Raw genomic sequence first — 22,313 nt, 5'->3', positions numbered from 1 at the left:
GGGGCTTTTACTATATACGGTCAGTTGAGCTGGAATTAGGTGGCGGTAAAGGACTATTCGCTTAAAAATCCTGCATAAAATACAACAATCCCCCCGGTAAATCAGCCTAAAATCAAAATTGTTGTACAAAAGGCAACATTTCCCGTCTTTGAAGTAACATAACGTGGTAATTGTTGTATATCATACAATAATTCACCTGTGTACGCATTTATCTAAGGAGCAAAGTTGTACTCTGTGCAACATTTCGGGCAGAATCATGCCGCGCGGCTTAAGTAGAGCCATCTATTTTCCTTTGGTATCATATACTAGTTTCCAGATAATAATAGAAATAGAGACAACGGAGTTCACCCGTCATAGACACTATGAATCAGGGGGTTCTTGAGGCAATGTCGGCCACTGTAACTCTAACTATCTATTATTTTAGAAAAAAGGTTTGCTTAAAATTTTTAGGGTATATATGATAAGGATAGTAAAAATGACCCGCGGCTCATTTTAGGCCTGCGGATGGGAGAGAGGATGAAAGGAATGTCAGGCTACGGTAAATGGGTAGCAGGAGGCAAAACAAAATGGATTACCCTTCTGGTGTGGATTGCAGTTGTAGGGGCTTTGACTATGATCTGGCCTTCAGTGAACTCGCAGGTTGTCAATAACGCGCCCAACCTGCCGGAGGATTCGCAATCTGTCCGCGCAGCAGCCCTTGCAGAGGCAGAATTCCCTGCCGGAAGCGGCGTACCTGCTTTGCTCGTATGGCATCGTGAAGGCGGCTTATCAGAGGATGATCTCTTACATATAACTGCTGTATACTCCAAGCTTGAACAGCAGCCGCTCGCGCATCAGAACTTCGTTCCGCCGCTTGGTCAGCTGCCGCCGCAGGCGCTGCAGGCTTCACTGTCGGAGGATAGAAGCACACTCGTCACACCGGTGCTGTTTGACAAGAAGGCAGACAGTGACCAGCTCGGGGAATCGCTGACTGAGATGAAGAAGCTGGTGAGTACTGAAACAGGCACAGACCCTTCTGTAGTGAAGCAAGACAGCGGCGACTTAAGCCTGCGGGTTACCGGCCCTGTCGGGATATCGGTAGATGCCACAGGCCTGTTCAAGAATGCCGACGTTTCACTGCTGATTGCAACGGTAATTCTGGTGCTGGTCTTCCTGCTCCTGATCTACCGATCGCCGATTCTGGCATTGATACCGCTCATTGGCGTCGGCTTTGCTTATGGCGTGACTAGTCCGCTGCTTGGCAAGATGGCAGAGGAAGGCTGGATTACGGTGGATTCGCAGGCCGTATCTATTATGACGGTGCTGCTCTTCGGGGCGGGGACAGACTACTGCCTGTTTATGATTTCCCGGTTCCGCCAGATGCTGAAGGTTGAGGAGAACAAGGGACGTGCACTGCTGAGTGCAATCACCCATTCCTCCGGAGCGATCGCCATGAGCGGATTCACAGTTGTCCTTGCGCTCTTCGCGCTGCTGCTGGCCAAATACGGGGCGTACCACCGCTTTGCGGTTCCGTTCAGTGTCTCCATTCTGATTATGGGGATTGCCAGTCTGACGCTGGTTCCGGCACTATTGGCTATCTTCGGGCGAACCTCGTTCTTCCCGTTTGTTCCGCGCACTCCGCAAATGGAGATTGAGCGGGCCAAGGCCAAGGGGAAGCCGGTACCGGAGCCGAAGCGTTCGTCCCAAAAAGGAATCGGGCATCTTGTCATTTCCCGGCCATGGGCGATCGTAGGAGTAACCGTGGTGGTATTGGGCATTCTGGCTTCGTTCTCCAGCGGAATTAAATTCACCTATGATATCCTGTCCTCCTTCCCGAAAGATATGGAATCGCGTGAAGGGTTCGACCTGATAGGCAAGCAGTTCTCTCCCGGAGAGCTGGCACCGGCCAAGCTGATGGTGAATACAGAGGGCCTGAGCGGCGGAGAAGATCTGAAGGTCATTCTGAGCGGCCTGTCCTATGTGGACGTGGTGTCTGATCCGCAGCAGGGGGCCGTCAATAAGAACATCACTGCATATGATATTGAATTCAAGGCCAATCCGTATTCCATCGAGGCAATGAATCACATTCCGGCGCTCCAGGCTACGGTAGAGCAGGCACTGGCGGAGTCGGGAATTGAGAACGCGCAGGATAAGGTATGGATTAGCGGACAGACCGCTACCCAGCATGATACCAAGGAGCTCGGGGAACGGGATACCGATCTGATTATACCGGTGGTTATCGGGATGATTACAGTGCTGCTGCTGATCTATCTCCGGTCTGTAGTGGCGACCATTTATCTGGTAGCTACAGTAATTCTCTCCTTCTTCTCGGCACTTGGTCTGGGCTGGATAATTATTCATTATCTGCTCGGTGCAGATGCAATTCAAGGCGCAATTCCGCTCTATTCCTTCGTCTTCCTGGTAGCGCTGGGCGAGGATTATAACATCTTCATGATCTCTAATATCTGGAAAAAGAGTAAAGTTATGCCGCTGAAGCGGGCCATCGCCGAAGGTGTGAACGAAACCGGATCGGTAATCACCTCCGCCGGACTCATTCTGGCTGGTACCTTCGCCGTATTGGCGAGTCTGCCGATTCAGGTACTGGTGCAATTCGGCATCATCACCGCGATTGGTGTGCTGCTCGATACCTTCGTGGTCCGGCCGTTCCTGGTTCCGGCCATCACCGTGCTTCTGGGCCGCCGGGCCTTCTGGCCGGGCAAGCATCAGGACATGAGCGAGTCTCCGGCAGCAGGCCGCGAATAACCGGGTTGTGAACTACAGATGCAATAACAGGGATGCCCCGTCAAGCCTTAAAGGCTGCGGGGCATCCCTGTTGTGTATATGCGTATAACGGCTAGATTCAGTTACCGGGAGTTCGGCTGAGTACCAGCTCATACTTGTCGAGTGAGGCGCCGATAATGGCTTCATTCCGGCCGGCCCCGCGGTGCGAATCGCGGAAGGCGGGACTGGACGTCCAGCCGCTCAGCGCTTCCTCGCTCTCCCAGACAGTACAGATCTTCAGTTCCTCCACGCCTTCTTTGGGCGCGCCCTGCCAGACCTCCATGCGGATAAATCCGGGCATGCTCTGCACTCCATTGTCTGCGCCGAAACGCGAGGCGAGTGCTTCCCCATGTCCTTCTTTGATCTTAATCGTGTTGGTGACTACCAGCATGCCAAGTCCTCCTCATAGGGTGTGGGTGAAATCTGCCTTAGTTATTGCGGATTGGTCGTCCAGATGCCAGCGGTCTTCAGGAAGACGCGGTCTGGAAGCTTCAGGGCAGCGAGCGTCAGCTCGGCCACATCCTCGGGCTGCATCATCCGGTCTTCATCGCCGATCTTCAAGCCGGCACCGGTGGCCAGACCTGTGTTGACGGTGCTGGGGGTCAGTGCCACGACACGGATATTATGCTTGCGGACCTCCATCGCCAGCGCTTCTGTCATACCCATCAGAGCAAACTTGGAAGCACAATAGGCTGAGCCTGTAGCGAAGCCGCGTTCTCCTGCTGTAGAAGAGATATTAATGATGTTGCCGCTGGAACGCTCAATCATAGCAGGCAGTGCCGCACGGGTTACATAATAAGTGCCGAACAGATTGATCTGCATATGGCGCTCCCAGTCAGCGGGGTCCATCTCCAGGAAAGTGCCAAACTGGGCAATCCCGGCATTGTTGATAAGCGCGTCGAACGGGCCAAGGTCATTCTGCAGGGCGACAACAGCCCGCTCTGCTTCTTCACGCACCGCGATATCAGCTACAGCAATGCTGACCTTGATGTCATATACCTCAGTCAATGCCGATTTCAGTGCCTCCAGATCTGCTGAAGTTCTGGAGATAAGCCCCAGGTTGGCGCCTTCTTTAGCGAGTGCCATCGCGAGTGCTTTGCCGATGCCTTTACCTGCACCTGTAATTACAATACTGGTTCCTCTTAAATCCATAACCTGTCGTCACGCTCCTTAAGATAGGAAATTCTATATATTGGATGAACATAAGGCTATTATACCTGAGCGGACAGAGACAATCACGCCGGGACAGGCGGAGAGGGACAAGACAGTTCATTCTAATTGAATGTCTCTGTACACTGCTGTATAGGAAGCAGGCTCACTGCTTGGCTGTGAGGTTCTTAAGCGGCACTGTGGCCGGTCCTTCGAGCACATCGCCCTCATAAGAGAAGCGGGAGCCGTGGCACGGGCAATCCCAGGAGCGTTCCCCGTCATTCCACTCGCATTCACAGCCCATATGTGTGCAGGTTCTGTCCACGAGATGCAGCTTGCCCTCAGGGTCGCGGTAGCCGCCAACCCGTTTGCCGTCATGGAAAACAACGGCCCCTTCGTCCGGCGCAAGCTCGTCTGTTTTTTTATGGATAATCTCCACTTTTCCGGCTACAAGCTCTTTGGCGACCGAGAAGTTCTGCACGATGAAATTTTTGATGCCCGGATTAGCCTTGAAGCGTGTCGGATCGTACAGCTCCTTATAAGGGTTGCTGCTTCCCATAATTCCATCTGCAATCATGCGTGCAGCCAGCGTTCCGCTGGTCATGCCCCACTTGGCGAAGCCTGTGGCAATATAGACTTCTTCATCCTCCGCCCGCTTGCCGATGTAGGGGACCCGGTCCAGGGTAATCAGATCCTGCGCCGACCAGCGGAAGGGAATGCTGCGGATGCCGAGCAATTCTCCCGCAAACTTCTCCAGATTCTCATAGTGGCCGAAGGTGCAGATGCCCTGTCCGGTCTTGTGGTTATTACCGCCGACGATAACCAGTTTCCGCCCGTCCCATTCCACCGCGCGCAGCGAGCGGGTAGGTTCACTGGCACTCAGGTACATGCCGCCCTCATAATCTGCTTCCGGCTCAATAGCCAGACAATAGGACCGCTCCGCGTGCAGCCGCGAGAAATAGAGGGAGCCTCCATCATAGAATGGGAAATGGGAGGCGGACACGGCATGGCGGCATTTAATTTTGAACTTCTCCCCTTCGGTATAGAGAGTGAGATGCCCGTCCGTATCGACCTTTTCGCCGATCATCGTATGCTCGTATACCGTGCCGCCGTTGTCCAGCACGACCTGCAGCAGCCCTTTCAGGTACTCCAGCGGATGAAAACGGGCTTGTCCGGGCAGCCTGATCGCACCGCCGGCTCTCAGTGGCAGCGAAACCTGGTCCAGCCATTCTCCGGGCAGTCCAAGCTTGCGGTAGGCCTCGAATTCAGCAGCCAGCTGCTTGAGCGTCTTCTCATCTCCCATATCGGCATACAGATAAGCAGCTTCCCGCGTCAACCCGCAGGACAGCCCCAGTTCTTCAGCCGTAGCGATCATCCATTCCAGCGCTTCACTGTTTGACTGGAAATAGAGCCGGGCCTGTTCTTCCCCAAAGTGCTTCAGCAGATCACTGTAGATCATTCCGTGCTGGGCGGTGATCTTGGCGCTGGTGAAGCCGGTGGTGCCGCCGAGGATCTCTCCGGCTTCGAGCAGAGAGACCTTATACCCGGCCTTGGACAGTAAATAAGCTGTCGTAATGCCGGTAATGCCTGCTCCGACAATAGCTACATCTGTGACATGATCTTCCGCAAGCTCCGGAAAAGAGGGCAGCTCCGTGCTGCCCCTCCATAATGATTCCGGAAATTGCGGAAGACCTTGCGAGCGGTGATCCTGTGAATTCATGAGTTGATCCCTCCATTAGTCATTATTCATTTCATTTATTACCACACTTCCGGTAAAAGAAACGCCTTAGCCCGGCTGAAGGTGCATGAAAAGAGGGCGACAGTGCCAAAATAAGGGGAAGTCCCCGGAAATTCGGGCCTGGAGGGAGAAAGATCCATGTCAGGACAAATGCATAAGCAGGGAGTGACCCTCGAATGGATCAGGGAACAGCTGAGCGGCTTCGGTGACCTTGAGGACAAGATCATGGCCGTTCCCTCTGGAGAGGTCAGCCTGCTGTATATCAAGAGTGTTACGGATGGACAGACCATCAGCCGGAATGTGGTTGCGCCGTTCTACGAGATGGGCGATCCGGCAGCTTACTACAGCTACATTGCGGATTACCCCGGAAGTGAGGAGGTTACAGAGGGGAAGCGCGCGCTGGACCTTCTGCTTAGCGGTTATGCCTGTATAGGCCAGGCTGGCCGGTTCTGCTTCTTCGATGCGCTCAAGGCTGAGGTTAGCGGTGTTAAAGAAACGATAACCGAGAGTATCAGCCAAGGCCCGTCAGATGCGCTGGGCGAGAGTCTGGCGGTTAATCTGAACCTGATCCGGCGGCGTTATCAATCCTCGTCACTGAAGATGGAGTTCACCATCATCGGCAACGTGTCCAAGACCAAGGTGGCTATACTCTATGACGAGAGCAGAGTGAATCACAATGTCCTGGCCGAATTAAAAGAGAAGCTGGACTCTCTTAAGCTGGATGTTCTGCAGGCTGCCGGTGAGCTGGAGAAATATATCAGCAGCGACAAGCTGCGCATTTTCCCCAAAACGATTGTTACGGAGCGCCCGGACCGGGTGGTGTTCAATTTGGCTGAAGGCAAGGTCGCTGTAATGCTGGACACTACCGGATACGCGATTGTGCTCCCGTCTATTTTCAATGATTTCTTCACAGCTATGGATGATAAAATCCATCTTCCCTTTGTTGGACGTTTCTTAAAGCTGCTGCGCATTCTCGGTGTGGCCATGACACTGTGGCTGCCTGCCCTGTACATTGCTTTCACCTCCTATAATCCGGAGATTGTGCGCGTGCAGATTGCCCTGCTGATTGGGGGAAGCCGTGCTACGGTGCCTTATCCTTCTTTTGTCGAGGTCATTCTTATGATGATCATGATGGAATTTCTGACCGAAGCGAGCTTGCGGCTGCCCCGGGCTATTGGTCCGACGGCCACTACGGTTGGCGGTCTGATTCTGGGCCAAGCCGCTACTGCGGCAGGACTGATCGGCAACATTATGATTATTCTGGTTTCCGTTGTGGCGATATCCAATTTCCTGATTCCGCTGAATATGATGAGCTTCTCCATCCGTGTGCTGAAATATTTCTTCGTCATAGCTGCGGCAGTGCTCGGTCTTGTCGGTGTTGTCATCTGCCTGGTGGGCTTCACCATGTATTTATGCAGCCAGCGCAGCTTCGGCCAGCCGTATTTCAAGATGTTTTTCCTCGATACGCTGGGAACGGCCCTGAGGAAGAAAAGCGGTGGGGAGTGATGGCTAAGAGCCGCTATTTCTATTGTCTTTTTCTCATGAATACCCTGATCAACATCATTAATTTCGCCCCCCGGGAGCTGATCGATGCCCGCTTTGACGGGGCGCAGTCCTCCATTCTGGTTGCGGTGGTTACGGGCACCCTGTTTATCTACCTGTTCACCAAAGTCATCAATAAATTCCCCGGACAGGGACTGCCGGAAATCTTCGGGTCGGCCTTGCCGAAGCAGCTGGCTGCTCCGCTGATTTTTGTATATGCGGTTCTCTGGTATATGGCCGGGGCGCTGATCCTGCTGTCCTTTGTGGACATTACGCTGCGTTTTATCAGCCCGGATACAGGGCCGTATGCAATATTACTCGGCTTCCTGGCCGTTGTCTGCCTGTGTTCCCGGATAGACTCGCTGTCATTGCTCTACGGACTGGAGCTTACGCTGGGGATTACCCTGCCTTTAATTCTGTATACAACAGTCAAGGCGATTATTAACCCGGATTTCAGCTGGGATGCCGTGCTACAGGTGATGACTCACTCTCTGCATGCCCCGGATATGAACAGTATTGCGGCCGCAACATTTACCTTCAGCGGTTATATCAATCTGGCGGTATTCAACCGGGTATTTCATGGACTGAAGCTGAGGCATATATGGATTCTAAGTCTGGAAGGTTTTCTGGTGCTTGCCATATGCTTTTTTGTGCCGATCGGATATCACGGGACCGTTGGCGTTGATCGGCATGTGTATACGTGGTTTACAACGGCAGACAGCATCCGCATCGAAGCCTTCTTGATCGAACGCATGCTGTATATCTTCTATTTCGCCTACATTACATTATCTCTGGTCAGTGCCATTATCCAGTGGCATGTCGGCAAAGAGCTGCTGCTCAGTCTGTTGCCCTCCACGGCTAAGAAGCCTAAGAAAAAACTGCGTCAGGAGATCGTTATCCTGGTCCTGTTTGCTGCCGGAGCCTTCGCCCTTATGCGTATGGATCAATACGACCTTAATTTGCTTGGGGTATTCCTGCTGCATATCCGCTGGTACGGGGAGCTGCTGCTGATTCTCCTGCTGTTCTGGTGCTACTGGATTGTAAGGAGGCGGAGGGGATGAGAACAAAAAGGAGTGCAGTCTGCCTTCTGCTGTTGCTGATGTGCATGACAGTGACAGGCTGCAATTTCAAAGATATCGACCGGAGAATATTTGTGGTCGCCATCGGGATCGATCCCGGCAAGGTGGAAGGAACATTCAAGGTGAGCCTGAAGCTGGCAATCCCGCAAGGGGATGTTACCAAGATCGATGAGAAGATGCAGATCCTTACCGAAGAATCGGAGAGTATCTCCGAGGCACTGCGCAGAATGAAGTCCAAAGTGGAGAAGGAGCTGGACTATGTCCACTGCAAGTCGCTGATCCTGGGTGAACAAATCGCTGCCAAAGACATCAGGCATGTGATGGACTGGGCGGTGCGGCGCAGAGATATCCAGCTGATCCTGAATTTTGCCATCGGAAGGCCGGGGGCGCTGGAAGTACTGCAGGTGAAGCCGCCGTCCGAGCGAATCCCGTCCAACTCGCTGATTCTGGCGATGAACGGACAAGGCACAGAGTCGCCCTTTATCTCCAGAGTGTTCTCCTATCAGCTGATGCGGAGTATTTATGAGAATGGTATCGATCCAATTCTGCCTATTATTGAAGCGCAGGGGGAAGAGCAGTTCCTAATCGATAAGATTGCCTTGCTGGATAAGAATAAAATCAAGCTTGTTCTCACGCCTGACGAGACCAGACTGTTCAATCTGCTGTCCCGGTCCAATCTGCGGACGAATTTTCCGGCTCACATAGGCGGCGGGATGTACCAGTACTATACAGAGAGCAGCTCCTCCAGCTACCGGATTGTGACGCAGCAGGAGGATAACCCGTACATCCGGTACAACATTAAGATCCGGGCAATTCTGGAGGAAAATAGTACTGAGGATATGGTAACTCACCACATGCTGAAGGAGATCGGGGAGTCAGGAGCAGCGGAACTCAGCAAGGCAGTTACAGCATTGCTGATCAGAATCCGGGACAGCGGGATGGACCCTATGGGCTGGGGGCTGCATTACGGGGCCCGGCACTGGAATAATGACACAGAAATGGCGGTATGGGAGAGGCTCTATCCCCGGCTGAAATTTCAGGTTAAGACGGATGTGGATGTGAAATACTCGGGAATGATCAAATAGAGTCCTGCCCGGATTGACGCTTCCGGCACTAGGACTTATACTTGATCTAAAAACAAGTTAGAGGATGATAAAGATGAGAACGCTGAACTTAACCTCTCAACGTCAGGCCGTGTATGATATCGTCCGTAATTCCCATGACCATCCTACTGCTGCAGAAGTAATGAACCGTCTTGTAGAGCAGGGGCATAACCTGGCCTATGGGACTGTCTATAATTCGCTGCGGTATCTTTCGGATAAACAAATGATCCGTGAACTGAAGCTCGGAGAGGCGGCCAGCAGATATGATGCCCGTCTGGACGACCATCAGCATATTATCTGTGAAATCTGCGGCGCAGTGGATGAAGTGATGAGTCAGGTTCCGCAGGCGTGGATTGATACGGTAGCGGAGGATACGGGTTATTCCATCACCCATACACATGTTGTATTTGGAGGCGTATGTCCAGCCTGCCGGAATAAGAATTCGCACTAGAAAAAAGAATAAATATAACAAAAGACCGTTTTCATAAAAACGGTTTTTTGCTGTGTATATATGAAAATTATTAAGCAATATAGGAGAATTATAATGAATTCCCGGAGAAAAGAGGATTTCCAGGGGCGATATTTAATTATATATTGAGGCTGCAGATTTATCGTGCTTAAGACCCATAAAGAAAGAGAGAGTGAGCCCATCATATGAATAAAAAGGCGCGTCTGACCATCCGCACGAAGCTAATTCTTACATATTTGCTTGTTTTGCTTGTACCCAGCATCATTATAGGCTGGCAGACCTATCAATCGGCCAGCAGTAAAGTCGGGGAGCAGCTCACCCAAAATGCCACGGAAAGTGTAGTGGCGGTTAACGAAATTATCGATGCAAACATTCAATCCAAAATTGATGATATTAACTACTTCGCTGCGCAGCTCACGGCGGATTCTATTAACAATGAAGCGGCGGGGGCGGGGGCGCCTGCACTGGAGGCCAGACTTAAGGAGTATGCCAAACTGCATTCCGATGTGCTTGATATTTATGCCGGAACCAGTAAAGGCAAGGGCATCCGTGCGGCTGATATCCAGCTGCCGGACGGCTATGACCCGCGCAAGGAGAACGCTTATATCAATGCGCTTAAGCATGGCAGCGGGATTGTGATCTCACCGGTATTCCAGACGGTAAATAATGAGTCGGCTATTGCCATTTCAGCAGTGCTGGAAGGCGGGAACGGGGTAGTGGGTCTGGATCTGAACCTGTCTTCGCTGGCCGATCTGACAGATATCAAGGTAGGCGAGGAAGGTTATATTCTGATTATCGACAGCAGCAAGAAATTCCTGGTTCACCCGACCGAAGCTATTGGCGAGGAGTCCTCACTTGATTTCGTGAAGCAAATGTTCGAAAGTGAGAGCGGCAGCTTCGATTATGACTATAAGGATTCCTCCAAGAAGATGACCTTCATGGTGAATGAGCTGACGGGCTGGAGAATCGGGGGGACCATCAGCAAGAATGAGATTACCCGTGCGACAAGTGATATCCGGGAGACGGTATTAATTGTAATCTCTGTTTCTGTATTGCTGGCGCTGGTGCTTATCTACTTCAATGTCTCGTCGATCCTGAAGCCGCTGATGCGGCTGCGCAGAGCGACAGAGCTAATCGCCGGGGGCGACCTGTCACAGGATATCGGGGACTTCCGCAGAGATGAGATTGGCCTGCTGGCTGAGAATTTCCGCCTGATGGTCGGCAATCTGCGGCAGATGATTACCGGTGTACAGGAGATGACCGACAATGTCTCCTCATCCGCCGAGGAACTGACAGCGGGGGCTGAGCAGACTACCAAAGCGATAGAGCATGTTACGATAGCGATCCAGGAGGTAGCTGCCGGAACAGAGCGCCAGGTTAACAGTGTCAATAAAGGAATGATAAGTACGGCTGCCACTACAAGCGAGGTAGAGCATATTTCCGGATTCATGGAGCAGGTATCGGCGATGATGGACAAGACCTCGCTCTCCGCTTCAGAGGGGAATGAATCTGTAATCAGCGTAGTCGATAAGATCAACGGGATTCATGAAACGGTAGAGGAGCTGGGCGGGGTCATTGATAAGCTTAATGAGCGGACCGGACAGATCCAGGGGATTGTCGGTGTAATTACCGGGATCTCGCGGCAGACCAATCTGCTGGCGCTGAATGCTTCCATTGAAGCGGCCAGAGCAGGCGAGCAGGGCCGCGGTTTCGCGGTTGTCGCCTCAGAGGTGCGCAAGCTGGCTGAAGAATCAGAGAAGTCGGCAAGAATGATCTCCGAACAGATTACTTCCATTAATGCGGAGATGATCCAGGCTACAGCTACCATGGAGTATGCGAAGAACCGGGTATCCGAAGGTATTATGGCGGTCGATACGACCGGACGCTCCTTCTCACGAATCCGCAGGGCGGTTAAAGGGGCGGCGGAGAAGATTGAAGCGATGAATGGGGCAGTGCATACGCTGACGGCAGAAGCGGATAGTATGGAGAAGGCCATCGGAGAGATCCGAGGGATTACCCAGGAGGCGGCAGGCAATACCGAAACCATCTCTGCTGCTGCCCAGCAGCAGCTGGCATCGGTGGAAGAGATCGCTTCTTCCTCGGCAGATCTGAGCCATCTTGCCGATGAACTGCAGCGGCTGGTCGGCAAATTCAAATTATATCCGGGAAATCAGGCTCCGGGTGCAGCGGATACCGTCCGGCAGAGTAGCGGTAGTTCCGGAGACCAGCGGAATTCCTGAAGCAGAAAGTGCGCGGCGGTCTTCCCTTTTACCTCCTTTTGCAAGTATACTGATAAGCAATAATATGGGGTGACGAAGGAGAGAAGCATTCATGGCAGAGCAATTGAAGGGCATTACCATTGCCCTGGCGGGTCCGCGCAAGGCGGAAGAAATGGCCAAGCTGATACAGAATATGGGTGGGACAGCGCTGCACCGTCCGGCCCAGGGGACTTCATTTCTGGATGATGCTGCACTGCGTGACGGGCTGACGGCCTGGACAGACCAGCCGCCGGACCTGGCAGTTCTGACGACCGGAATGGGACTCGACGCATTATTCGAGATGGCCGCGAAGCTGGAGCTTGCGGACCGCTTCCTGGAAGTTCTCTTCGCTTCACCTATTGCTGCGCGCGGCTATAAAACAGTCAATGCCTTGAAGAAGCGGGGGCTGGAGCCCGTGGTGCGCGACGATGACGGCAGCACCAAAGGGCTGATCCGCGGTTTGCAGGATTGGGATTTGCAGGGCAAGCGGGTCAAACTGCAGCTGCACGGAGAGTCTGCCCCGCATCTGGTCCAGTGGCTGGAGCAGGCGGGAGCAGAGGTCAGCTGGGTGCAGCCGTACCGGTACACGCAGCCGGAGCCGGGAGCGCTGGCTCTGCTGCTGGCGGATATTACAGAAGGCCGGGTGAACGCGGTAGCCTTCACAAGTGCTCCGCAATTCCGTTTCCTGGCGCAGTATGCGCGGGAGCAGGGCAGGCTGGAAGAACTCGTTCAGGCTTTGGAGGATAAAGTGCTGGCTGTATCTGTCGGCCGGCTTACCTCCGAAGCCCTCAAGGAAGAGGGCGTGAAACGGATCATTATGCCGGAGCATGAACGAATGGGCAGCATGTTCGTAGAGCTGGGCCGCTATATCGCGGCTTCCCGGTAACCGGTAGCACCAGCCGGGCTGCACAGGCACCCATAGCAGGAATTCCCGTCCGGTACAGGACGGGAATTCTTTTTGGACAACCCGGATTAGCGTTTTCTTACTATAAAAGCAGCCGATTCGATGGACATCCGGGGCTGTTTTACTTAGAATAATAGGCAACGTTCCACCACAAAGATAAAGAAATAAGGAGGAGGAGACCCATGGATAAGAGAAAATGCCTGTTACTTGGCGATTATACCCACCCGCGGTTTCACCCGCTGCAAGGCGTAGACAAGCAGGTCAGCGAGATTCTGAATGATCTTCTGACCGTACAGTGCTCGGAGAATAAAAAGCTGCTGTTAAGCGAGCATTTGGCAGGATATGATCTCTGCATTGCATATAACGAATTATGGAACGAAACCGTATCTCCCCAGCAGACGGCGGGTTTGCTGAGTTATGTAAGCGGGGGCGGCGGCCTGATTGTCCTGCATACCGGTGTTTCGCTGGCGAAGCGGTATGAGCTGGCACATCTGATCGGCGGCAGATTCACCGGACATCCTCCCTATGCACCGCTGAATTTCAAGGTGCGGGAACATGATATTACCGAAGGCATTGAGGATTTCCAGCTCGATGAAGAGCCGTACCGTTTCGAATTCGACCCCTTCACCGATAAGAAGATTCTGCTTGAATATGAAGCGGACGGGGAAATGCTGCCTGCGGCCTGGTGCCACAGCTACGGTCAGGGACGGGTTGTCTATCTGATGCCCGGCCATCATGAGCCGTCGTTCCGTCATCCGGCAGTCCGCCAGCTGATTCTGGGCGCAGCCACTTGGGCGGCACGGATTCCCAGATAGACCCGGACTTTTGTGAAAGACAGTATATATTTTGGGGTCCCCGCAAAGTACCTGAGTAATCATCGAAGATTTGGCCCCACTTTGTGGGGTTATTTTGTGAATTGGCCCGCTAAGGGGTATACTCTAACCATAACTGGAATCTTTGGGAGGGAAGTACCATGAGTGATTTGTTCAAGAAAGCAATCTCTTTAGGAGTGGGCCTCACCATTGTCAGCAAGGAAAAGGTTGAAAAGGTCGTAGATGAACTCGTCAAGCGGGGCGAGCTTGCGCCATCGGAATCCAAGGCACTGGTTGACCGGCTGGTGGAGCGCGGTGAAGAAGAACGCGGTACCTTCAAAGCAGCTGTACATGAGCAGGTTCAGAAGGTGCTGAAGGAGCTCAAGGTGCCTGTTCAAGGAGACATTGCCGGACTGGAATCGCGCATTGCTGTGCTTGAACGCCGCGTGGCCGAGCTGGAGGGCAATACGGCTCCCCGCACCCAGGAGGATGTCGTGCCGGAAACGCATACGGAATAAATGGCAGTCCGCATAAGACATGCCGGCCGTTACCGGGCAATAGCCATGGCGCTGATGCGTCATGGCTTCGGCTATATGGTGGAGGAACTGGGCCTCTATCATCTCCTGTCCCTTCCGCGCCGGATTATTACGCAGGAGGTTCACGAAAGCGTAACACTCGGGGAGCGGATCCGCCGGGTGCTGGAGGATCTGGGGCCAACGTTTGTCAAATTGGGCCAGCTCGCCAGTACACGTTCCGATCTGCTGCCGGATTCGATTATACAGGAGCTTATTAAGCTGCAGGACAATGTGCCGCCGTTCTCGGCCGAGACGGCCCGCAATATTATCGAGCAGGAACTCGATCAGCATATGGATGCGGTCTTTGAGTACTTCGAGAACAACCCGCTTGCTGCGGCTTCCATCGGTCAGGTGCACCGGGCGGTGCTGCACGGCGGCCAGAGTGTAGCGGTCAAGATTCAGCGTCCCGGGGTCATGCGGACCATGAGCCGGGATCTTGAAATTCTGCTGGATCTAAGCGTCCTGGCTGAGCGGAAGATGGACTGGGCCAAGCAATACGGATTAACCCGGATGGTCGAGGAGTTCTCCCGCGCCCTGATGGCCGAGCTTGATTATGCCCAGGAAGGGCGCAATGCCGAACGTATAGCCGGGCATCTGACTGCCCAGGATAATGTATATATACCGGCCATCTATTGGGATTTCAGCTCGACACGGGTGCTGACGATGGAATACGTGGACGGAATTACGCTGAACCGCAGGGATGAGCTGCTGAACAAGGGCGTCAAGCTCAAGACTATTGCCCAGCAGCTTGTAGAGATGATGCTGAACCAGATTTTCATCCATGGCTTCTTTCATGCCGATCCGCATCCGGGCAATGTCATGGTGCTGGAGGACGGCAAGCTGGCTCTGATTGATTTCGGGATGGTCGGTCGGCTGAGCGAGGAAATGAAGGACGGGCTGTCCGCACTCGTGATCGCACTGATGCGCAAGAACACCGATTCGATGGTACGGGCCATTCTGCGGCTGGGCGTGATTCCGGAGGATGCCGACCGGATGGCGCTGCATGATGATATGGACCGGCTGCGGGAGCAGTATTATGATATCCCGTTCAAGCAGGTCAGCATCGGCAAGGCGCTGAATGATCTGTTCGGCATTGCCCGCAAGCACCGGCTGGTTATTCCGCCGGATCTCGCGATGCTGGGCAAGACGATGCTGACGCTGGAGGGCATGGTCGCCAGCCTCGACCCGGCCTTCAGCATAGTGCAGATGGCCGAGCCGTTCGGCAGGCAGCTGGTGAAGCAGCGCTTCAGCGGAAGCCGGCTGCAGCGCAAGCTGCTCGGCGGAGTAGCCGATCTTGCCGAGAGTCTGGTGGAGCTTCCTGCCCAGGCCCGGCAGCTCTCCGCACTGCTCAGCAAGGGGAAGCTCAAGGTGGAGATTGGGGTACCTGAGCTCCAGAATCTGGAGCACAAGTTCAGCCGGGTCGGCAACCGGCTCTCCTTCAGTATCGTACTGCTGGCCTTCAGCATTATTATGGCCGGTCTGATTGTTGCTTCCTCTCTGCGCGGTGAGCCTTCGCTGCTCTGGGATTTCCCCATCGTGGAGATCGGCTCCGTCATCGCTATGCTGATGATTATATGGCTGCTGTTCTCGATATTCAAATCAGGAAGATTCTAGCGGGATAAGTCCCGGGAAATAATTATTCTTCCGCAGATGCACACAAGCGGCGCGAAATCAAGTACAATATATAAAGATAACTTGCCCAAAATTAAAGTGTAATGGAACGCAAATGGAGTGCCGTCTGAATGTCCGGTGGATCGCTGCTGCCCCAGAAACCGAACTTCGACTGCAGCCTTGCGGGCCAGTGGAACGGAAGGGCTCCGGCAACGGGGTTCTTCCGCTTTTGTTTGATACGGATACCTGAGAGCGATATCTGGACTGGCTGTCCTGGCACAGCACACTATGCAGGACGGTGCAGCCGTTGCCGCCTGATAACGGGCTTATGCCGCAGGCCAAGCCTTGTGAATGCGTACATTACTCCGATAAATGGATGAATATAAGTTATGAAGTGAAAACTTAGGGAAAATAGTGAGGTGGAGCAATTGCCGGGTTTTAAAGAATTAGGAGTTTCAGAAGTACTAAACGATCTGCTCAAGGGGCAGGGAATCGTGAAGCCGACGCCGGTGCAGGAAGAGGCGATTCCGCCGCTGGTAGAGGGTCTCGATGTTATCGCCCGTGCCAAGACGGGAACAGGGAAGACACTGGCTTTCCTGCTGCCGATTATGGACAAAATCCGGGTAGAGGCGGCTTATCCGCAGGCGCTTATTCTCGCGCCGACGCGTGAACTTGCGCTGCAGATTACCGAAGAAGCGCGCAAGCTGGCGCGCCATACGGGAGTGAAGATTCTGGCAGTCTATGGCGGACAGGATGTGGAGAAACAGCTCCGCAAGCTGGAAGGCGGCAGACATCTGATTATCGGAACGCCGGGACGGCTGCTGGATCACCTGCGCCGGGAGACGCTGGACTTAGGCGGCGTGAAGATGCTGGTGCTGGATGAAGCGGACCAGATGCTGCACATGGGCTTCCTGGAGGATGTAGAGACGATCATTACGGCTGTGCCTTACCGCCGCCAGACGATGCTGTTCTCTGCGACAATGCCGGACCCGATCAAACGACTGGCTGCGAATTATATGAAAGAACCGCTGGATATCATTATCAAGAGTGGCTCTCCAATTCCGCTGGACAATATCCGCCAGCAGGTAGTGGAATGCTCTGACCGCAATAAGGAAGAGGCGCTGATCTCCCTAATCGAGCGGGACCGCCCGTACCTGGCGATCATCTTCTGCCGGACCAAACGCCGGGCCATCAAGCTGAACGAAGCACTGCAGGCGGCCGGGTATGACTGCGACGAATTGCACGGCGACTTATCGCAGGGCAAACGCGAAGCGGTTATGAAGCGGTTCCGCGATGCCAAGCTGCAGCTGCTGGTTGCTACGGATGTGGCAGCCCGCGGGCTTGATGTGGAAGGCATTACCCACATCTTCAACTACGATCTTCCGCTGGATGCGGACAGCTATATTCACCGGATCGGCCGCACGGGCCGCGCCGGAGGCAAAGGCCTTGCGATCACGTTCTCTTCGCCGCGTGAACGCGCCGGGCTCGAACTGATCGAGCACGGCATCTCCCAGCGGCTGGACCGCCGCCGGTACGAGAAGGATGAATTCGGCGTTGGCGAATTCACCTCTGTGCAAGGCGGCGGCTCGCCGCGCGGCGGGCGGCAGAGCGCAGCGCCTGAAGCGGCGCGTGCTGGACGCGGCGGCCGCGGGCAGGGACGCAGCGGCGGTGCTCCGCGCGCGGAAGCCGCAGGGCGTCCGGGCGGACGCGGACGCGGCGGCAAGGAAGCAGGCGGCTGGGGTGCGCCTGCGGAAGGCGGAAGCCGCAGCCGTAAGGACGCGGCAGGCGGTGGCGGCAAGCGCAGCGCGTACAGCGCGGCTGCGGCTCCGCGGGGCGGCGACTCCGCCGGCAAGAGCGCGGCGAAGCCAAGACCGGGCGGCGGCTACGGCGCCTTCGCCAGCGGCGGCGACAGCAGCCCGGCTCCGGGTTATGCGGCTGGAGCGAATGCCGCAGGCGGACGCGGCGGCAATAAGGGCGGCGGCGCCAGAAGCGGCGGCCCGAGCAGCGGCTACAGCACCAATGTGTCCAGAGGCGCGGATGCCGGCGGATTCAGCTATGGTGCTTCGAAGGGCGCCGGCTCCGGTGCCGGGTACAACCCGGGCGGCGCGAAGTCGAGCCCGAAATTCCGGGCGCATGTAGCCCGAAGCAATGAAGGCGGCGGCTCAGGCGCGCCCGCTACCAAAGGCGGTGGCTCACGCGGCGGTTATAGCGCCGGCGGCGGCTCCAAGGGCGGCAAAGGCGGCTTCAGCTCGGGCGGACGCAGCAGCGGCGGAACCTCATCGCGCGGCGGACGCAGTGGCGGCTCCGGCGGCGGTTCACGCGGCGGACGCGGCTCATCCAGATAAAGGCGCTTTACATTCATAAGTGAAACTTGTTACCATAGGGCAGTTAGCGTATCGGCTAATTGTTCTATGGTAATATTTGTGTTAGGGGCTGGTGCACATTTATCAGCCCGGACTGAAACATTTCGGCCCTTCAGCCTGTCTAATAATGTAACTAAGCTTTTAGAAAGAATACAGAACTTCTAGGAGGAACGAAACCGCATATGTCCAGAACCACCAAGATTGTCATCTTGTTCATCGTTGTCATTGCTGTCGGCTGGGGAATCGGGAAGTATACTAGCCCGTCCGCTTCCCGGGAAGACGGAACGAATATAAATACAGGTACCGATCTCGGGGCCGGGCCGGGTACGGCGCCGGAGACTTCGGCACTGCCAAGCGCAGAGCCGGACGGCCAGGAGCAGGGCTCCGGCAACAATACGGGGACTGAGCCTACACCGGCTGTAACAGAGGCGCCTGCGGATTCAACGAGCGGGGAGAATAATGCGGCCGGGACTCCGGAACCAACGGACAAGCCTGCCCCTACGGATAAGCCCGCAGCTACGGATTCCGGCAGTAATGGTGATGCAGAGATGGTTGCCGCCGAACCGGAGAGCATCGCGGTTATGGTTAATAAGCAGTACAGACTGCCTGATAAATATAAGCCGGCCGATCTGGTCTACCCTGATGTGCCTTTTATATTCTCGGAGAAGATCGAGAAGCGGATGCTGCGGCGTGAAGCTGCCACGGCGCTGGAGGAGATGTTTGCCGGAGCGAAGAAGGACGGTATTTATCTGGCTGGTGTATCCGGCTACCGTTCGGAAGCGACCCAGAGAAGGCTGTTCAATAACTATGTAGCCCGGGACGGCGAAGAGAAAGCCCGTACCTACAGTGCGTTGCCCGGACACAGCGAGCATCAGACGGGTCTGGCGATTGATCTGTCCGGCAGTGACGGCAAATGTGCGGCCGAAAGCTGCTTTGCCGGTACGAAGGAAGCAGAATGGCTTGCGGATCATGCCGCTGAGTACGGATATATTATCCGGTTCCTCGAAGGCAAGCAGGCGATCACCGGATATATTTATGAGCCTTGGCATGTCCGGTATGTAGGCAAGGAGATCGCCGCGTCCGTATCGGAGAGAGGAATTACCCTCGAAGAATATTATGATGCCGTTCCGGTGTCGAATTAATGTGAAATCGATGTACAGCCGGCCCCGTGGTTCACGGGGTCTTTTGTGAATAGTTGGACCTCCGGGCGTCTGCTGTTGCCGTAGTTGCCACATTTACGTATTTGAGTACTTGCAGTATTTGCAGTATTTGCAGTATTTGCAGTAGTAATCGTTGGAATTCCTCGATTCATCAGCTATTTGTGGCAGAAACAGAGTAGCTTTATACAAACTTTTATACAAAATCCTGCCCAAAATACAACATTTCCCTCATTCTATCGGCGCAAATCCAGAAATGTTGTATAAAAGGCAGGATTTCACTGTGTTCAAGCGGCTTAGCAGAATTATTCTTGTATTTTCTACAACAATCCTCTCGAACACCCTGCTATCAAGGAATCAAAGTTGCAGAACGTACAACATTTACACCTACAGTGCTTCCTAAGATTCTCCATTCTGCCGGCAACGAATCAAGTTTATGGAATTGATGTATTCATCCAGTCCCACACAGCGGCTGAATGGTAGTTTGTAGGGTTGTTACTGTATTGCGGTTTATTCTTGTAGGGTTGTTGCTAAATTGCGGTTTATATAGTTGAATGGCTGAGCCTGACGTAAGCGGACTGAGAAGCGCTTATTTCTCCGTTAATCATCATATTGGCGCCGAAGAGGACTGAGATTCCGTTATCTTATGTATTTTTGCCTGAAATGAGGATCTGTGGACATATAAGGGATTGTGAGTCCGCTTGATCTGCAAATACGGCCGTTCTTCCCGAATAAGGGATTCTCAGTCCGCGTCACTGACAGCCCGGGCCATGAGAGTGCTGACAGGTTTCTGTTTGCGCAGGAAAGCGGTGTGTCCACGGGATGACGATCAATCCTCCTATATCCTTCGGCGGGCTTCGTTTGGTTCACCCGCGGGGCCTCTGGTTAATTAGTGGGAAACCGCACACTAATAAATGGGAGGTGTTCTGAATGTCTGAACATAATCATGTGGTGAGCAAGGACGGAAGTGTGACGATGCACCGGGTGAACGATGCGCTGGACCGGATTGAGCCGGGGCAGAAGGAATTGATCCTGAATAATTTCGAGGATTTCAAAAGCTACTTGGGAAAGCGCATCCAACTGGCGCAGAAAATCGGGCTCAGCGATGAGCAGCTGGCTGTGGCTGCCGAGAAAATCGCCGATTATCTGGCGGCGTACGAAGAGCCCCGCAACAGTGAGGAGAAGCTGCTGCTGGAACTGTGGAAGGCCGGAAACAAAGAAGAGCGCCACCGGCTGGCGCATATGCTGGTGAAGATGGTACAGCATTAAGAAGCAGCAGACAACGGGTGCCGCCTTGAAGAGGCCAGTGCCCGTTGTTTCTGCATCTGCTGCCCCTCCTTCTGCCTTGTATCTGCCTATGGTCGGCAATGCAGACGGATGCTCAGATTGACTGATTCCGGGGATATATCCGGTGATATACCCGGTGATATAATGGACTGGACCAATATAGATGTTCCCGCCGAAGTTGAAAATTCAAACCCATTGGAGCTGCTCCTATATGAAATTAAGCATTCTGGATCAATCGCCGGTGTCTGAAGGAAGCACGCCTGCGGAGGCACTGGCCCAGACAGTATTGCTGGCCCGCGAAGCTGAGCGACTCGGGTATCACCGCTTCTGGGTTGCAGAGCATCACGCGGCGCCCGGACTGGCCGGCTCCAGTCCGGAGGTGCTGATGGCTCATCTGGCTGCTGTAACTTCGGAGATCCGCATCGGCTCAGGAGCTGTGCTGCTCCCGCATTACAGTGCTTACAAGGTCGCTGAGAACTTCCGCGTCCTGGAGGCCTTATATCCCGGGCGGATCGATCTGGGTGTGGGCAGAGCAGCAGGCGGCGGTGCGCTGTCCGCCAGGGCGCTGCAGGATAACCGTGTGAATCCTGAGGATATAGACCGTTATGAGCAGCAGCTTAAGGAACTTATTGCTTATCTGCATGATGAGACTGGGGCTGCGGAACCTCCGCACCGCTATGCCGGACTGCAGGCTACACCTGCCGTGAGTACAGCGCCGGAAATCTGGCTGCTGGGTTCAAGCAGTGCCAGTGCGGCGCTCTCGGCCCGGCTGGGGACCGGGTATGCCTTCGCGCGGTTTATCAACGGGAACGGGGGAGCGGAAGCGGTGCGGGAGTATGCGGATAGCTTCGCCCCATCCCGTGCTGCTGCAACGCCACAATCGCTGGTGGCAGTTTTTGCCGTCTGTGCCGGGACCTCTGAGGAAGCGGACCGCCTGGCCGCCAGCATGGATCTGTCGCTGGTGCTGCTGGAGAAAGAGCATCTCTCCACCGCCACTCCTTCTGTAGAAACTGCTATGAATTATACATATACACCTTATGACAGGTTCTCCATTAAGGATAACCGTAAGCGGATGGTCGTAGGATCGCCGATTGAAGTCAGAGAGCAATTGCAGGCGCTGGCGGAAGAATATCGATGCGGGGAGCTGATGATTTCATCGCATATTCACAGCTTTGAGGATAAGCTGACATCTCTCCGGCTTATTGCCGAAGCCTGCGGGCTGACGCGAAGAGGGTAGCTTTCCAGGGCCCGTTGAGAAATGAAGATGAAGGGCATAAAAGTACCTGAATCCGCCCAAAGTGGGCTGGCTGCGAACCTAAACAAGCCCAACGTATGCGAAAAACCGATTACAATGTGTCACTGCGGGGGCAAACGAGCCCACTGTATGCGAAAAAACGAGTACAATGTGTCACTGCGGAGGCTAACGAGCCCAACGTATGCGAAAAACCGAGTACAATGTGTCACAGCGGAGGCTAACGAGCCCAACGTATGCGAAAAACCGAGTAC

General features: G+C 54.2%; 17 protein-coding genes. 14 read left to right on the top strand and 3 right to left on the bottom strand.

The genetic code is table 11. The features are described from left to right. The first annotated feature begins 516 nt into the window (after positions 1–516). The gene (locus tag NSU01_RS33510; protein WP_076247614.1) at positions 517–2,742 is read left to right on the top strand and encodes an MMPL family transporter; all 2,226 of its coding nucleotides are present in this window, start codon (positions 517–519) and stop codon (positions 2,740–2,742) included. A 97-nt stretch (positions 2,743–2,839) separates the two neighbouring features. Here NSU01_RS33510 and NSU01_RS33505 read toward each other — a convergent pair whose 3' ends face one another. The 3 genes from NSU01_RS33505 to NSU01_RS33495 form a co-directional block, all read right to left on the bottom strand. Continuing rightward, positions 2,840–3,151 carry an antibiotic biosynthesis monooxygenase gene (locus NSU01_RS33505; protein ID WP_076247611.1) on the bottom strand — a complete coding sequence of 104 codons (312 nt, stop codon included), beginning with the start codon at positions 3,149–3,151 and terminating at the stop codon, positions 2,840–2,842. Positions 3,152–3,192: 41 nt separating this feature from the next. After that, complete coding sequence (locus tag NSU01_RS33500) at positions 3,193–3,912, bottom strand: 3-ketoacyl-ACP reductase (RefSeq protein WP_039305517.1); 720 nt, start codon at positions 3,910–3,912, stop codon at positions 3,193–3,195. 163 nt (positions 3,913–4,075) lie between these two features. After that, on the bottom strand, positions 4,076–5,629 hold the full coding sequence (locus NSU01_RS33495) for an FAD-dependent oxidoreductase (RefSeq protein ID WP_076247608.1): 1,554 nt from the start codon (positions 5,627–5,629) through the stop codon (positions 4,076–4,078). 156 nt (positions 5,630–5,785) lie between these two features. On the opposite strand from NSU01_RS33495, the gene NSU01_RS33490 reads away from it, so the two are divergent. From NSU01_RS33490 to NSU01_RS33430, 13 genes are all read left to right on the top strand, one after another. Beyond that, positions 5,786–7,153 (top strand): spore germination protein, encoded by a 1,368-nt coding sequence (locus NSU01_RS33490; protein ID WP_052422142.1) that lies wholly within the window; start codon positions 5,786–5,788, stop codon positions 7,151–7,153. Then, the gene (locus NSU01_RS33485; RefSeq protein WP_076247606.1) at positions 7,153–8,250 is read left to right on the top strand and encodes a GerAB/ArcD/ProY family transporter; all 1,098 of its coding nucleotides are present in this window, start codon (positions 7,153–7,155) and stop codon (positions 8,248–8,250) included. The genes NSU01_RS33490 and NSU01_RS33485 overlap by 1 nt, the downstream gene beginning before the upstream one ends. Further along, positions 8,247–9,353, top strand: coding sequence for a Ger(x)C family spore germination protein (locus tag NSU01_RS33480; RefSeq protein ID WP_042140292.1), 1,107 nt, complete (start codon positions 8,247–8,249; stop codon positions 9,351–9,353). Before NSU01_RS33485 ends, NSU01_RS33480 begins: the two co-directional genes overlap by 4 nt. 73 nt (positions 9,354–9,426) lie before the next feature. Beyond that, positions 9,427–9,822, top strand: a complete 396-nt coding sequence (locus tag NSU01_RS33475) for a transcriptional repressor (protein ID WP_039305505.1) — start codon at positions 9,427–9,429, stop codon at positions 9,820–9,822. A 203-nt stretch (positions 9,823–10,025) separates the two neighbouring features. After that, positions 10,026–12,080 (top strand): methyl-accepting chemotaxis protein, encoded by a 2,055-nt coding sequence (locus NSU01_RS33470; protein ID WP_052422141.1) that lies wholly within the window; start codon positions 10,026–10,028, stop codon positions 12,078–12,080. A 91-nt stretch (positions 12,081–12,171) separates the two neighbouring features. Then, positions 12,172–12,984 carry a uroporphyrinogen-III synthase gene (locus tag NSU01_RS33465; RefSeq protein WP_076247604.1) on the top strand — a complete coding sequence of 271 codons (813 nt, stop codon included), beginning with the start codon at positions 12,172–12,174 and terminating at the stop codon, positions 12,982–12,984. A 200-nt stretch (positions 12,985–13,184) separates the two neighbouring features. Continuing rightward, the gene (locus tag NSU01_RS33460; protein WP_042140290.1) at positions 13,185–13,817 is read left to right on the top strand and encodes a ThuA domain-containing protein; all 633 of its coding nucleotides are present in this window, start codon (positions 13,185–13,187) and stop codon (positions 13,815–13,817) included. Between the two features lie 158 nt (positions 13,818–13,975). Continuing rightward, on the top strand, positions 13,976–14,332 hold the full coding sequence (locus tag NSU01_RS33455) for an ATP synthase subunit B (protein ID WP_039305489.1): 357 nt from the start codon (positions 13,976–13,978) through the stop codon (positions 14,330–14,332). Beyond that, positions 14,333–16,003, top strand: a complete 1,671-nt coding sequence (locus tag NSU01_RS33450) for an AarF/UbiB family protein (protein WP_042140289.1) — start codon at positions 14,333–14,335, stop codon at positions 16,001–16,003. A 425-nt stretch (positions 16,004–16,428) separates the two neighbouring features. Further along, entirely contained in the window at positions 16,429–18,345 is a 1,917-nt protein-coding gene (locus NSU01_RS33445; protein WP_076247602.1) for a DEAD/DEAH box helicase, read from the top strand. Positions 18,346–18,545: 200 nt separating this feature from the next. After that, positions 18,546–19,505: a M15 family metallopeptidase gene (locus NSU01_RS33440; RefSeq protein ID WP_042140288.1), complete on the top strand. Its 960-nt coding sequence runs from the start codon at positions 18,546–18,548 to the stop codon at positions 19,503–19,505. Between the two features lie 945 nt (positions 19,506–20,450). Further along, complete coding sequence (locus tag NSU01_RS33435) at positions 20,451–20,789, top strand: DUF3243 domain-containing protein (RefSeq protein WP_042140287.1); 339 nt, start codon at positions 20,451–20,453, stop codon at positions 20,787–20,789. Positions 20,790–21,018: 229 nt separating this feature from the next. Continuing rightward, on the top strand, positions 21,019–22,044 hold the full coding sequence (locus NSU01_RS33430; RefSeq protein ID WP_042140286.1) for an LLM class flavin-dependent oxidoreductase: 1,026 nt from the start codon (positions 21,019–21,021) through the stop codon (positions 22,042–22,044). The last annotated feature ends 269 nt before the right edge of the window (positions 22,045–22,313 follow it).

The sequence above is a fragment of the Paenibacillus sp. FSL H8-0259 genome (assembly GCF_037963255.1).
Classification (GTDB): Bacteria; Bacillota; Bacilli; order Paenibacillales; family Paenibacillaceae; genus Paenibacillus_AQ; species Paenibacillus_AQ phytohabitans.
Note: the sequence above shows the minus strand (reverse complement) of the source record. Positions and strands in the feature narration are given on the sequence as shown.